Origin of the sequence: Polynucleobacter sp. AP-Feld-500C-C5 (assembly GCF_018882265.1) — a bacterium.
Classification (GTDB): Bacteria; Pseudomonadota; Gammaproteobacteria; order Burkholderiales; family Burkholderiaceae; genus Polynucleobacter.
The window spans coordinates 38,655-51,596 of record NZ_JACVOW010000024.1; the positions used below are offsets into that span (position 1 = coordinate 38,655).

The 12,942-nt window shown below is 47.5% G+C and carries 13 protein-coding genes; all 13 read left to right on the forward strand.

All coding sequences use genetic code 11. The features are described from left to right. The first annotated feature begins 56 nt into the window (after positions 1 to 56). The 13 genes from plsX (at position 57) to pdxJ (ending at position 12,941) form a co-directional block, all read left to right on the forward strand. A complete protein-coding gene (gene plsX, locus ICN21_RS09055; protein WP_215319737.1) occupies positions 57 to 1,070 on the forward strand; it encodes a phosphate acyltransferase PlsX in 1,014 nt (337 codons plus the stop codon). Then, complete coding sequence (locus tag ICN21_RS09060) at positions 1,067 to 2,053, forward strand: beta-ketoacyl-ACP synthase III (protein ID WP_215296416.1); 987 nt, start codon at positions 1,067 to 1,069, stop codon at positions 2,051 to 2,053. The genes plsX and ICN21_RS09060 overlap by 4 nt, the downstream gene beginning before the upstream one ends. Before the next feature lie 62 nt (positions 2,054 to 2,115). After that, entirely contained in the window at positions 2,116 to 3,051 is a 936-nt protein-coding gene (fabD, locus tag ICN21_RS09065; protein ID WP_216178185.1) for an ACP S-malonyltransferase, read from the forward strand. A gap of 39 nt (positions 3,052 to 3,090) precedes the next feature. After that, positions 3,091 to 3,834: a 3-oxoacyl-ACP reductase FabG gene (gene fabG / locus ICN21_RS09070; protein ID WP_216178186.1), complete on the forward strand. Its 744-nt coding sequence runs from the start codon at positions 3,091 to 3,093 to the stop codon at positions 3,832 to 3,834. Between the two features lie 102 nt (positions 3,835 to 3,936). Further along, positions 3,937 to 4,176 carry an acyl carrier protein gene (acpP, locus tag ICN21_RS09075; protein ID WP_028819177.1) on the forward strand — a complete coding sequence of 80 codons (240 nt, stop codon included), beginning with the start codon at positions 3,937 to 3,939 and terminating at the stop codon, positions 4,174 to 4,176. Positions 4,177 to 4,197: 21 nt separating this feature from the next. Beyond that, positions 4,198 to 5,445, forward strand: coding sequence for a beta-ketoacyl-ACP synthase II (gene fabF, locus ICN21_RS09080; RefSeq protein ID WP_215319741.1), 1,248 nt, complete (start codon positions 4,198 to 4,200; stop codon positions 5,443 to 5,445). 50 nt (positions 5,446 to 5,495) lie between these two features. Next, a complete protein-coding gene (locus tag ICN21_RS09085) occupies positions 5,496 to 6,944 on the forward strand; it encodes a DegQ family serine endoprotease (RefSeq protein WP_216178187.1) in 1,449 nt (482 codons plus the stop codon). A gap of 137 nt (positions 6,945 to 7,081) precedes the next feature. After that, the gene (gene lepA / locus ICN21_RS09090; protein ID WP_216178188.1) at positions 7,082 to 8,887 is read left to right on the forward strand and encodes a translation elongation factor 4; all 1,806 of its coding nucleotides are present in this window, start codon (positions 7,082 to 7,084) and stop codon (positions 8,885 to 8,887) included. Continuing rightward, on the forward strand, positions 8,887 to 9,693 hold the full coding sequence (gene lepB / locus ICN21_RS09095; protein WP_216178189.1) for a signal peptidase I: 807 nt from the start codon (positions 8,887 to 8,889) through the stop codon (positions 9,691 to 9,693). The genes lepA and lepB overlap by 1 nt, the downstream gene beginning before the upstream one ends. Positions 9,694 to 9,699: 6 nt before the next feature. After that, positions 9,700 to 10,491, forward strand: coding sequence for a ribonuclease III (gene rnc / locus ICN21_RS09100; RefSeq protein WP_215296423.1), 792 nt, complete (start codon positions 9,700 to 9,702; stop codon positions 10,489 to 10,491). Positions 10,492 to 10,535: 44 nt separating this feature from the next. Further along, positions 10,536 to 11,429, forward strand: a complete 894-nt coding sequence (gene era / locus ICN21_RS09105; RefSeq protein WP_216861685.1) for a GTPase Era — start codon at positions 10,536 to 10,538, stop codon at positions 11,427 to 11,429. Between the two features lie 6 nt (positions 11,430 to 11,435). After that, a complete protein-coding gene (recO, locus tag ICN21_RS09110) occupies positions 11,436 to 12,170 on the forward strand; it encodes a DNA repair protein RecO (RefSeq protein WP_215296425.1) in 735 nt (244 codons plus the stop codon). Positions 12,171 to 12,182: 12 nt separating this feature from the next. Further along, positions 12,183 to 12,941 (forward strand): pyridoxine 5'-phosphate synthase, encoded by a 759-nt coding sequence (gene pdxJ, locus ICN21_RS09115; RefSeq protein ID WP_215296426.1) that lies wholly within the window; start codon positions 12,183 to 12,185, stop codon positions 12,939 to 12,941. Position 12,942: the final 1 nt, after the last annotated feature.

The following is a 12,942-nucleotide window of genomic DNA, read 5'->3' on the forward strand; positions in this document are numbered from 1 at the left end:
GGCTCATTTAAAGCCGCTTTTTTCTTAGAAACATTACTGCAGCAATCCATCAGCTTATGAGCGTTACTCTTGCTATCGATGCCATGGGCGGAGATCATGGAGTCGTCGTGACGGTTCCTGCCGCCTGCGATTTTCTAGAAAAACATGCTGATGCCAAGATTACCTTAGTGGGTGATCCAGAGTTGATCAAGCAAGTCTTGAGCAAATCTCCCAAAGCGCCAATGGAGCGCATTCAAATTGTTCCCGCGAGTGAAGTAGTGTTGATGGACGATCCCATCGAAGTTGCTTTGCGTCGCAAAAAAGATTCATCGATGCGAGTTGCGATTGAGCAAGTAAAAGAAGGTCTTGCTGACGCAGTCATCTCCTCTGGCAACACTGGTGCATTGATGGCAATCTCCCGCTATATTTTAAAAACCCTTGAGGGTGTTGATCGTCCAGCGATTGCCACTGCCATCCCTAATGAATTAGGGCGTGGTACGACGATGCTCGATTTAGGCGCCAACGCTGACTGTGAGCCGATGCACTTGGTGCAATTTGCACAGATGGCCAACGTCATGGTTCAGGTAGTTGATGGCAAACAAAATCCCTCCATTGGTCTCCTGAATATCGGTGAAGAGGTGATTAAGGGCAATGATGTTGTTAAGCAAACGAGTGAATTGCTGCGTCAGACGAATTTAAACTTTTACGGTAACGTAGAAGGGAATGATATTTTTAAAGGCACCACCGATATTGTGGTGTGCGATGGATTTGTAGGCAACGTAGTTCTGAAGGCTAGTGAAGGCTTGGCAAAAATGATGAGCGGCATGATTCGTGATGAATTCAACCGCTCTTTATTGACTAAGTTGATGGCCATTTGTGCCATGGTGCCACTGCTACGGGTGCGTAAGCGGGTTGATCATCGCCGCTATAACGGTGCTGTATTGTTGGGTCTTCGGGGTTGTGTGATTAAGAGCCATGGCTCTGCAGACCGTTTTGGATTTGGTTTTGCCTTAGATCGAGCATACGAAGCAGCTAAAAATCGCATGGTTGAACGTATTGCCGCAGCCTTTGTAGCGGAGACAAAAGCATGAGTATTTTTGCAAGAGTCGCTGGTACTGGAAGCTATCTTCCGGAGCAGCGTTTAACCAATCAAGATTTAGTGGAACGTTTGGCTAAATCTGGTTTAGAGACTAGCGATGAGTGGATTACCACTCGTAGCGGTATTTCTGCGCGTCACTTTGCTGCAGAAAATGAACTCACGAGCGATCTCGCAGTAAAAGCAGCGCAAGCGGCATTAAGCAGTGCTGGCATTACTTCAGCAGATTTAGACCTCATCATTTTGTCAACCTCAACCCCTGATCACTTGGGCGGCTTCCCCAGTACAGCTTGTGTAGTACAGGACAAATTGGGTGTCCACAGTAACTGCGCTGCATTTGATGTACAGGCAGTTTGCGCCGGTTTTACTTATGCCATCGCTACGGCAGATGCGTTTATTCGTTGTGGCTCCTATAAAAAAGTGTTGGTCATCGGTGCGGAAACTTTTTCACGCATTTTGGATTTTCAAGATCGCGGCACGTGTGTGTTGTTTGGTGATGGTGCTGGCGCAGTAGTGCTCGAAGCTTCAAGTGAGCCTGGCATTTTGTCGACTGCTTTGCATGCCGATGGCAGTCAGCGTGATATTTTGTGTGTGCCTGGGCGTGCTGGTAACGGTGCAGTGCATGGCTCACCATTTATGACCATGGATGGTCAAGCGGTATTTAAATTGGCAGTCAAAGTTCTAGAGCAAGTGGCTCATGAAGTTTTAGAAAAGGCGCATCTTAAGCCTGAGCAAATTGATTGGTTAGTTCCTCACCAAGCCAATATCCGCATCATGGAAGGTACTGCCAAAAAGATGGGTATGTCGATGGATAAGGTGATTGTGACTGTGCATGAGCACGGTAATACTTCGGCAGCCTCTATCCCATTGGCCTTGGATGCTGGTGTGCGTTCCGGTCAAATTCAGCGTGGTCAACATCTCTTATTAGAGGGTGTTGGCGGTGGTTTTGCTTGGGGCGCGGTGGCCTTGAAGTATTGATGCCGTACTCATGCGCGTTAATCCGTATTCAATCTCTTTTCATTGTTTTGTAAATTAATCTCATGAAATTTGCATTCGTATTCCCTGGACAGGGTTCTCAATCGGTAGGTATGCTCAATTCCATCGCTGAGCGTCCTGAAGTGCGTGCAACCTTGCAAGAGGCTTCTGAAGCTTTGGGTGAAGATGTTGCGAAGTTGATTGCTGAAGGTCCTGCAGAGGCGCTGTCATTAACTACCAATACCCAGCCTGTTATGTTGACTGCAGCGGTAGCCTTTTACCGTGCTTGGTTAGCGGCGGGAGGCCCTGCACCGAAGGTGATGGCAGGTCACAGCCTAGGCGAATACTCTGCATTAGTTGCTTCCGGCGTGATCTCATTTAAAGACGCAGTTCCCTTGGTACGTTTTCGTGCAGAAGCGATGCAATCTGCGGTCCCGGTTGGTACCGGCGGTATGGCAGCGATCCTTGGATTGGATGACGCAACAGTCATCCGTGTTTGCGCTGAAGCAAGCACTGCATCAGGTGGTGTAGTGGAGGCAGTCAATTTCAATGCACCCGGCCAAGTTGTGATTGCGGGTGCCAGCGCTGCCGTTACTAAAGCATGTGAATTACTTAAGGCTGCTGGTGCCAAGCGCGCCTTGCCACTCCCAGTGTCTGCACCATTTCATTCTTCTTTATTGCAACCAGCCTCTGAAAAGCTCAAAGGCTACTTGGCGAACATTGAATTTAAAGCACCAACAATTGCTGTCATTAACAACGTCGATGTCGAAATCTTGAATGACCCGGCGGCGATTAAAGATGCCTTGGTACGTCAAGCAGCTAAACCAGTCCGTTGGCAAGAAACTATTCAAGCAATGGCCGCACAAGGAATTACTCAGGTAGTGGAGTGTGGTCCAGGCAAGGTATTGGCAGGGCTTACTAAGCGAATTCATGATCAGGTGACTGGCGTGCCAGTATTTGATGAAGCTAGCTTGAACGAAGTTCTAGCAAGTTTCAAATAAAACCATCGACTCAGTATAAAAATCAAGCGAAAGACAAATATGAATCTCGACTTAAGCGGACAAATTGCCCTGGTGACTGGCGCCTCCCGCGGTATTGGTCAGGCGATTGCAGATGAGTTGATGAAGTGTGGCGCTAAGGTCATTGGAACTGCGACATCCACTGACGGGGCTAAAGCAATTGATGCACGTTTAAAGCCTTCCGGTGGTGCTGGTTTGGTGTTGAATGTAACTGCACCAAATGCTTGCGAAGAAATCATCGATCACATTGTGAAAGAGTATGGTGGCATCAATATTTTGGTGAACAACGCTGGCATTACTCGCGATAACTTAGCAATGCGGATGAAGCCTGAAGAGTGGGTTGATGTGATTGATACCAACTTAAGCTCAGTGTTCCGTTTATCTCAAGCTGTTTTACGTCCCATGATGAAGGCTCGTGGCGGCCGCATTATTAACATTACCTCGATCGTTGGTCACATGGGTAATGCTGGACAGGCTAATTACGCCGCAGCAAAATCCGGTGTTTCTGGCATGACTCGTGCCCTCGCTCGTGAAATCGGCAGTCGCAATATCACTGTGAACTGTGTGGCACCGGGATTTATTGATACCGATATGACGCGCGCTTTGAGCGAAGATCAGCAAAATGCCCTAAAAGTGAACATTCCTTTAGCTCGTTTGGGTAGCCCAGAAGATGTGGCCCAGGCAGTGGCATTTTTGGCCTCCCCAGCAGCTGGATACATTACTGGGAATACCCTACACGTCAATGGCGGACTCTATTTGGCCTAACGGCAAAGCAAGGATTTGGTCATTTTTGGGTGGTTTTGCTAATTAAGCCCGCCATGCTGATAAAATCCTTCCATCGTTTTTTTACAACCCTTGGGGGACTTAATGGATAACATCGAACAACGCGTTAAGAAAATCGTCGCTGAGCAATTGGGCGTCGCTGAAGGAGATATCAAGAATGAATCTTCTTTTGTGAATGACCTGGGCGCTGACTCTCTTGACACTGTTGAGCTGGTTATGGCTTTGGAAGATGAATTCGGCATCGAAATTCCTGATGAGGAAGCTGAAAAAATCACCACAGTGCAGCTCGCGATCGACTTCGCTAAATCAAAAGCTCAGGGTTAAATCCCTAGCTTAGGTATTACTGTGTCAGCATCAAATGGCCGACGCCGGGTTGTAGTTACCGGCCTTGGTCTTATTTCACCTGTTGGTAATTCAGTTGATGTAGCTTGGTCTAACTTGCTTGCCGGCAAATCAGGCATCGCCACGATCACTAAGTTTGACCACACTCCATTAAGCGTTCATTTCGCTGGAGAGGTGAAAGATTTCAATGTCGAAGAATACGTCTCTGCCAAAGAGGCGCGCCATATGGATACCTTTATCCATTACGGTATCGCCGCTGGTACGCAGGCGATTCGCGACAGCGGTCTAGAGATCAACGAGCAAAATGCCGAGCGCGTAGGCGTGATGGTGGGCTCTGGTATTGGCGGCTTGCCAATGATTGAAGAGACCGGCGCTGAGCTTTTAGCTCGTGGCCCCCGTCGCATCTCACCATTCTTTGTGCCAGGCTCAATCATTAATATGATTTCTGGACACCTCAGCATTTTGTTTGGTCTCAAAGGTCCAAACGTGGCTGCTGTTACTGCCTGTACAACTGGCTTGCACAGCATTGGCTTAGCTGCGCGTTTGATTCAGTATGGCGATGCGGATGTCATGGTTGCCGGTGGCGCTGAATCCACTATCTCTGCTTTAGGTGTTGGTGGTTTTGCATCTGCAAGAGCCCTCTCCACTCGTAATGATGATCCTGCAACTGCATCACGACCTTGGGATAAAGACCGCGATGGTTTTGTCCTTGGCGAAGGTGCTGGCGTAGTTGTGCTGGAAGAGTATGAGCATGCCAAGGCTCGTGGCGCAAAAATTTATTGTGAACTGCTTGGTTTTGGTATGAGCGGTGATGCGTATCACATGACCGCTCCCAATATGGATGGTCCACGTCGTTGCATGGTTAATGCCTTACGTGATGCCGGTTTAAATCCAGACCAAATTCAGTACTTAAATGCTCATGGTACTTCTACGCCTTTAGGTGACAAGAATGAAACCGAAGCCATCAAAGCGGCTTTGGGCGATCATGCTAAGAAGGCGCTGATCAATTCCACCAAGTCAATGACTGGTCACCTTTTGGGTGGTGCCGGTGGCTTAGAGTCAGTTTTCACCATCCTGGCCCTCCATAACCAGAAATCCCCACCCACTATTAATATCTTTAATCAAGATCCTGAGTGCGATTTGGACTACTGCGCCAATACCGCTAGGGATGTCAAGATTGATCATGCTGTTAAAAACAATTTTGGCTTTGGGGGTACTAACGGCACCTTGATTTTCGGCAAGTTGACCTAATATTCTCTTTATCTCCACTGTTGGTTTTCACCAAGTAGGTCTATAGCATTATGAAAAAGCACTTTATTGCGCTCCTGGCTATTTTGAGTCTGGGGCAGATGTCTTTTATGACACCATCAATGGCCCAGAATCCTCGAGTTGCGATCCCTGATTTCGCCGACTTAGTTGAGCGCGCCAGCCCAGCGGTTGTCAATATTCGTACAACTGAGAAAGTCATGGTTCAGCAAGCTCAAGGTGGGATCCCCGGAATGCCAGAAGAACAAGCGGAATTCTTCCGCCGCTTTTTTGGTGTACCGATGCCAGGAGTTCCTAACGGTCCTAAGCAGTCGCAGCCAAACTCCGGAAAGCCGCAAGAAGCAGATCGTGGCGTTGGTTCCGGTTTCATTATTGAATCCAATGGTTTGATTCTGACGAATGCGCACGTGGTTGAAGGTGCCACCACGATTTATGTCACCTTAACGGATAAGCGTGAGTTCAAGGCGAAATTATTGGGTATGGATAAACGTACCGATGTAGCGGTTGTCAAAATTGAAGCGCGTGATTTGCCAAGACTGCCTTTGGGTGATTCATCGAAGGTGCGAGTAGGCGAGTGGGTTCTTGCGATTGGCTCACCTTTCGGCTTGGAAAATACAGTAACTGCAGGCATTGTGTCTGCCAAGAGTCGTGATACGGGAGATTACTTACCTTTTATTCAAACTGACGTTGCCGTCAATCCCGGCAACTCTGGCGGCCCATTACTCAACACAGCCGGTCAAGTGATTGGTATTAACTCCCAGATCTTTAGTCGCTCTGGTGGTTATATGGGCATCTCTTTCGCCATTCCCATTGATGAAGCAATGCGAGTTGCAGATCAGTTACGGACTAACGGAAAAATGACTCGCGGTCGTATTGGTGTCGCCTTAAGTGAGATGACAAAAGAAATTGCAGAGAGTTTGGGTTTAGGCAAACCTCGAGGTGCATACGTTCGTAACGTCGAGCCAAGTGGCCCAGCAGCGGCTGGCGGCATTGAAGCTGGCGACGTGATTTTAAGTTTCAATGGACGTGAGATTGCTAAATCAACCGATTTGCCTCGAGTCGTGGGTGATACCAAACCTGGTAGCTCTGTTCCAGTACAAGTTTGGCGCAAGGGTGCAGCGCGCGAATTAACAGTGACAGTGGCTGACACTGAGTCTGCAAAAGCTGTTAACAAGAAATCTGATGCGCCAACTGCAGATAGCAACAGTACAAATGTCTTTGGGGTGGCTGTAATCGATTTATCGGATACCAAAAAGAAGGATCTGAATCTGAAGGGTGGGGTAGAGGTCACTAGTCTAGGTGATGGACCCCTAGCTAAGGCAGGGGTTCGACCAGGCGACGTCATTATTCGGGTGGCTGATACTGATATTACTGGGGTTAAGCAGTTTGAAGCCCTGGTTAAAGCCCTGGATGCCAATAAGGCTGTTCCAGTCTTTATTCGCCGTGCAGATAGCACTTTGGTGCTTCCGGTAAAGCCAAAATAAGCCGTTTTTAGGCTAAAAAATAGGGTTCGGCGTCTTAAGGGCGCCACCCATTACAATCCCTCTAAGACGACTTTTTGCAGCGCATCATTGTGGTGCGTTCTGACAAGGCGTTTTCTTGAATGACTTTTTAAGACGCTATGGATTTAATCCGCAATTTTTCTATCATCGCCCATATCGATCACGGCAAATCTACGCTTGCTGATCGTATTATCCAAATTTGTGGCGGTCTCTCTGATCGAGAAATGGAAGCCCAGGTTCTCGATTCAATGGACATTGAGCGTGAGCGAGGTATCACGATCAAGGCGCAAACGGCTGCTCTAAATTACAAAGCCAAAGACGGCAAGATATATAACCTCAACCTCATTGATACCCCAGGTCACGTTGACTTCTCATACGAGGTGAGTCGCTCTTTATCGGCTTGTGAAGGTGCTTTGCTGGTGGTAGATGCAAGTCAGGGTGTTGAGGCGCAAACAGTAGCAAACTGTTACACCGCAATTGAGTTTGGTGTTGAAGTGGTACCGGTGCTCAATAAGATTGATTTGCCGCAGGCAGACCCTGAACGCGCTATTCAAGAAATTGAAGATGTGATTGGTATTGATGCAACTGATGCGGTAACTTGTTCTGCCAAGACCGGGATGGGTGTGCATGAAGTCATTGAAGAAATGATTCGTCGCGTTCCGCCACCCAAGGGTGATGCGAGCGCACCATTGCAATGCTTGATCATTGACTCTTGGTTTGATAATTATGTTGGTGTGGTGACGTTGGTGCGTGTAGTTAATGGCACCTTAAAACCCAAAGACAAAATTACTTTAATGGCCAATGGCTCAACCCATTTAGTTGAACACGTGGGCGTCTTTAGTCCAAAGTCAGTAGATCGCCCTGAGCTGAGTGCTGGTCAAGTCGGTTTTATCATCGCTGGCATCAAAGAGCTTAAAGCTGCAAAAGTAGGTGATACAGTGACCCATGCTGTAGGCCAACAAGGTCGCACACCTGCTACCGAGCCATTACCTGGTTTCAAGGAAGTGAAGTCACAAGTATTTGCTGGCCTCTATCCAGTAGAGGCGAGTGAGTACGATCAATTGCGTGAGTCACTGGAGAAACTGAAATTAAACGATGCATCACTCCTGTATGAGCCAGAGGTTTCACAAGCTTTAGGTTTTGGATTCCGCTGCGGATTCTTAGGTTTGCTCCATATGGAAATCGTCCAAGAGCGCTTGGAGCGCCAGTACGGTATGAACTTGATTACGACTGCGCCAACCGTGGTGTATCAGGTGCAGCAATCTGACGGCACGATCTTGATGGTAGATAACCCATCTAAGATGCCCGAGACCAGCAAGGTCGATACGATCATGGAACCGATTGTGACTGTCAATCTGTATATGCCACAGGAGTATGTTGGCTCAGTGATCACTCTATGCGTTGGCAAGCGCGGGATTCAGACGGGGATGAACTACTTAGGTCGTCAAGTGCAGCTCACTTATGAGTTGCCGATGGCTGAGATTGTGCTCGACTTCTTTGATCGTCTCAAATCAATCTCACGTGGCTATGCCTCGATGGATTATGAGTTCAAAGAATATCGCCCAGCTGATGTGGTCAAAGTGGATATCTTGATTAACGGTGATCGCGTAGATGCTTTGTCAGTCATTGTGCATAGAAGCAATAGTCAACATCGTGGCCGTGAAGTGGTCTCCAAGATGCGCGGCATTATTCCGCGTCAGATGTTTGATGTAGCCATTCAGGCGGCGATTGGTAGCAATATCGTTGCGCGTGAAAACGTCAAGGCCTTACGGAAGAATGTGTTGGCGAAGTGCTACGGTGGTGACATTTCTCGTAAGCGCAAGTTATTAGAGAAACAAAAAGAAGGTAAGAAACGCATGAAGCAAGTGGGTAACGTTGAGATTCCGCAAGAAGCTTTCTTGGCTATTTTGCAGGTGGAGGATTAATGAACTTTGCCCTGATTCTTTTCATTTTGGTAATTGTTTCTGGCATTGCTTGGATTGCTGACAGGGTCTACTTTGCACCACAAAGAAAAGCAGCCGGTATTGATCGCATGCCATTATGGCTCGAGTACACCGCAGGCTTTTTCCCAGTCATTTGTGCAGTATTTGTATTGCGCTCTTTTATTGTTGAGCCATTTAAGATCCCTTCGGGCTCTATGATTCCGACATTGCAGATCGGCGATTTCATATTGGTGAATAAATTTACGTATGGCATTCGTTTGCCGGTGATCAATCAAAAAGTTGTGGAGCTGGGCTCCCCTAAACGTGGGGATGTGGTGGTGTTCCGTTACCCTCGCGATGAGTCAGTGGACTATATCAAGCGAGTCGTTGCCTTACCGGGTGATGTGATTGCTTATGAAGATAAGCGCTTAACAATTAATGGCCAGCCTTTGCAATACAGCGGCGGCGAAGCCTATCTAGATCCCGAAAATATGCGTTACGCCAAACGTTATACAGAAGCTTTCCCAGCAGATTTAGGTGGCAATCGTCATGAGATTTTGAATGACCCTGATCGTTCTGCAGGGTCATTCCCCGCAGAACGTTTTCCGGGTGCAGAGTTTTGCCAATACCAACCATCTGGCCTAACTTGCAAGGTGCCTGCAGGACATTACTTTGCGATGGGCGATAACCGCGATAACAGTGCTGACTCTCGTTATTGGGGTTTTGTGCCTGATAAGAACATTGTTGGCAGGGCATTTTTTGTCTGGCTTAACCTAGGTAATCTAGGTCGTATTGGTGGTTTTGAGTAGTCGATCATGAACGCGCGCGCCGTTATCGAAACCGCACCGCTTCAAGAGCGTCTGGGCTATACCTTTAAAAAGCCCGAACTCTTAAATCAAGCCTTGACTCACCGTAGTCATAGCAAAAAAAATAATGAGCGCTTAGAGTTTTTGGGTGACTCCATTCTGAATTGCGTGGTTGCTGATTTACTGTATGAGCGTTATTCCGATTTAGATGAGGGTGACCTCTCACGTGTGCGTGCAAATTTAGTCAAACAGCAAGCTTTGTATGAGATTGCCCAAACACTATCCCTATCAGATTACCTTCGCTTGGGCGAGGGTGAGCTCAAAAGTGGCGGCTTTCGCCGCCCATCCATTCTGGCAGATACCTTAGAGGCAGTGACGGGCGCGATCTTTTTGGATGGCGGTTTTGAAGCGGCAAAAGCGTGTTTGCGCAAACTCTATTCAATTATTCTGACGCAGGTTGATCCCAAAACTTTAGGTAAAGATGACAAAACACTGTTGCAAGAGTGTTTGCAAAGTTACCAGTTACCTTTGCCAACTTATAACGTGACAGGCACTAGTGGCGCTGCACACAATCAGCAATTTGAGGTGGAGTGTGTCATACCAAGCCTCAAGGTCTCAGTAAAAGGTGAGGGCGCATCCCGCCGCGCTGCTGAGCAGTCAGCTGCTAAGACTGCTTTGCTGGGGGTCTTAAAAGCCTTGCCACAAGAATCTCGCAAGCCCAAGAAAACTCGGTCGGCTAAGAAAAAAGCAGCCAAGAAAGAAGCGACTGAAGAGCAGTTAAATCTTAAGCTGAAGGGCTAATCGTGTTTAGATGCGGCACTATCGCCATTGTTGGGCGTCCCAATATGGGTAAGTCAACCTTGCTCAACGCATTAGTTGGACAAAAGATCAGTATTACTTCACGTAAGGCGCAGACAACCCGTCATCGGATATTAGGTATTCAGAATCGCGAGGAAGCACAGTTCATTTTTATTGATACGCCTGGTTTCCAGACGCGTTTAATGAACACCCTTAATAAAGCATTGAATCGTACTGTTACTACCGCCTTACAAGATGTCAATGTCGCTTGCTTTGTAGTAGAGGCTGGTTACTTTGGCGAGGATGATAAAAAAGTATTAAAGCTGCTGCCAGATGATCTTCCAGTACTGCTGGTCTTAAATAAATTGGACTTGTTCAATAGTCACTTTCAGACTCCATCTGAGCGGGATCAAGCCTTGCTCAACTTTATGAAAGAGATGTCTAAACCTTGGTGTGAATTAGGTGGGCACGAAGATCAAAAGTGTGAGTTTGCAGAAATCGTACCCATGAGCGCAAAGAGTCCGGGAGATATTGAAAGACTGTTAGATGTGCTTGAGGGTTATTTGCCTGAGGCTGAGGCTGTATACGATGGTGACACCATTACTGATCGCAGTGAGCGCTTCTTAGCGGCAGAAATTTTGCGTGAAAAGGTTTTCCGCTTTACTGGCGAAGAGTTACCTTACACCTCTACCGTAGTAATTGATCAATTCAAGATGGATGGCAAGATGCGCCGGATTGCTGCCACCATTTTGGTAGATCGCGATAGCCATAAAGCCATGATCATTGGGCAAAAGGGTGAGCGACTGAAGAAGATTTCTACCGATGCTCGCATTGATATGGAAAAGCTCTTTGATGGCAAAGTCTTTTTGGAGACTTGGGTCAAAGTGAAGCGTGGTTGGGCAGATGATCGCGCTGAATTGCGGGCACAGGGTCTGGAATAAGCTCTTATGGCCTCGATTCGTGTTGCTGACGAGCCTGCTTTTGTATTGCACAGCATTCCCTATAAAGAGACTAGCTTAATTCTGGATGTCTTCACGCGGCAACATGGCCGCATGGCGCTGATTGCTAAAGGCGCTAAACGTCCTCATTCAACACTACGTCCTGTGTTGCAACGCTTTCAGCCATTACTGGTTTCTTGGAGTGGTAAGTCTGAATTGCGCACGCTTACCAAGTCTGAGTGGGTGGGGGGCATGCCTTCTTTAGTTGGCGATGCACTCCTCTGCGGTTTTTACCTCAATGAACTACTCGTGAAGTTTTTAGCTCGTGAAGATGAATACGAAAAGCTTTACGATCGCTATGCTGAAACCATCAATGCTCTATCGAATCTTGAGTTTGAGTCGAAGGGCTTAGAAGAAATTCTGCGTCCTTTTGAGTTATCGCTGCTTCAAGAGACGGGCTACGCGGCTGCCTTAGATCGTTGCGTTGAAACCAATCAAATACCTGATGCCCAAACCCACTATGTTTACCAGCCAGAGCGAGGTGTGCGTCCTACCCAAGGTGACGATCCAGGCCACTGGCCAGTATTGAAGGGTCAATCTTTATTGGCAATTGCTGCTGGGGACTTTTCTGCTCCAGAGACGCTCTCTGAAAGTAAGCAGCTCATGCGTTTCCTTTTGGGCTTGCACTTGCAAGATCAAGTCTTGACGACCCGTCAAATTTTGATTGATTTGAAGAAAATCTAGTAATCTATTGACATGACTTCTCCGCACGCCTTAGAACTGGGCATCAATATTGACCACGTTGCCACCTTACGCAATGCGCGTGGCACGGTATATCCAGACCCCCTCAAGGCGGCGCAATTAGCCGAGGAGGCTGGCGCGGATTTAATCACTTTGCATTTGCGAGAGGATCGCCGCCATATTAAAGATGCTGATTTATTAGCAATACGCCCGCTTATTAAAACTCGGATGAACCTAGAGTGTGCAGTGACCCCTGAAATGCTCGATATTGCTTGTAAGGTAAAGCCACACGATGTTTGTTTGGTGCCCGAGAAGCGTGAGGAGGTCACTACTGAAGGTGGCTTAGATGTATTAGGGAAATTTGATGCAGTGAAGGCTGCTACCAAGCAGTTACAAGACGCCGGTATTCGGGTTTCTCTATTTATCGATCCTGAAGAAAAGCAAATACAGGCAGCAAAAGACGTTGGTGCTACTGTAGTGGAGTTGCACACAGGGCGTTATGCAGATTTATCTGGTTCTGAACAAGCAGTAGAATTAGAGCGCATTCGAAAGGCTGCGCAGTTCGGCAAGAGCATTGGGCTCAGAGTCAATGCTGGCCATGGCTTGCATGAAGGCAATGTGATGCCCATAGCCGCTATTGCAGAATTATCCGAACTTAATATTGGCCATGCCATTGTGGCTGAGGCTTTATTTAAAGGTTGGCAAAATGCTATTGAGGATATGAAAGCCTTGATGGTAAGAGGTCGACATCAAGACCGTATCAAACCTCTCTGAC

What these genes read in the sequence shown, in the direction of transcription:
- lepA (WP_216178188.1), top strand. Translation starts at nt 7,082, where the DNA reads ATGGATTTAATCCGCAATTTTTCTATCATCGCCCATATCGATCACGGC.
- fabG (WP_216178186.1), top strand. Translation starts at nt 3,091, where the DNA reads ATGAATCTCGACTTAAGCGGACAAATTGCCCTGGTGACTGGCGCCTCC.
- ICN21_RS09060 (WP_215296416.1), top strand. Translation starts at nt 1,067, where the DNA reads ATGAGTATTTTTGCAAGAGTCGCTGGTACTGGAAGCTATCTTCCGGAG.
- plsX (WP_215319737.1), top strand. Translation starts at nt 57, where the DNA reads ATGAGCGTTACTCTTGCTATCGATGCCATGGGCGGAGATCATGGAGTC.
- rnc (WP_215296423.1), top strand. Translation starts at nt 9,700, where the DNA reads ATGAACGCGCGCGCCGTTATCGAAACCGCACCGCTTCAAGAGCGTCTG.
- acpP (WP_028819177.1), top strand. Translation starts at nt 3,937, where the DNA reads ATGGATAACATCGAACAACGCGTTAAGAAAATCGTCGCTGAGCAATTG.
- pdxJ (WP_215296426.1), top strand. Translation starts at nt 12,183, where the DNA reads ATGACTTCTCCGCACGCCTTAGAACTGGGCATCAATATTGACCACGTT.
- recO (WP_215296425.1), top strand. Translation starts at nt 11,436, where the DNA reads ATGGCCTCGATTCGTGTTGCTGACGAGCCTGCTTTTGTATTGCACAGC.
- fabD (WP_216178185.1), top strand. Translation starts at nt 2,116, where the DNA reads ATGAAATTTGCATTCGTATTCCCTGGACAGGGTTCTCAATCGGTAGGT.
- era (WP_216861685.1), top strand. Translation starts at nt 10,536, where the DNA reads ATGGGTAAGTCAACCTTGCTCAACGCATTAGTTGGACAAAAGATCAGT.
- lepB (WP_216178189.1), top strand. Translation starts at nt 8,887, where the DNA reads ATGAACTTTGCCCTGATTCTTTTCATTTTGGTAATTGTTTCTGGCATT.
- ICN21_RS09085 (WP_216178187.1), top strand. Translation starts at nt 5,496, where the DNA reads ATGAAAAAGCACTTTATTGCGCTCCTGGCTATTTTGAGTCTGGGGCAG.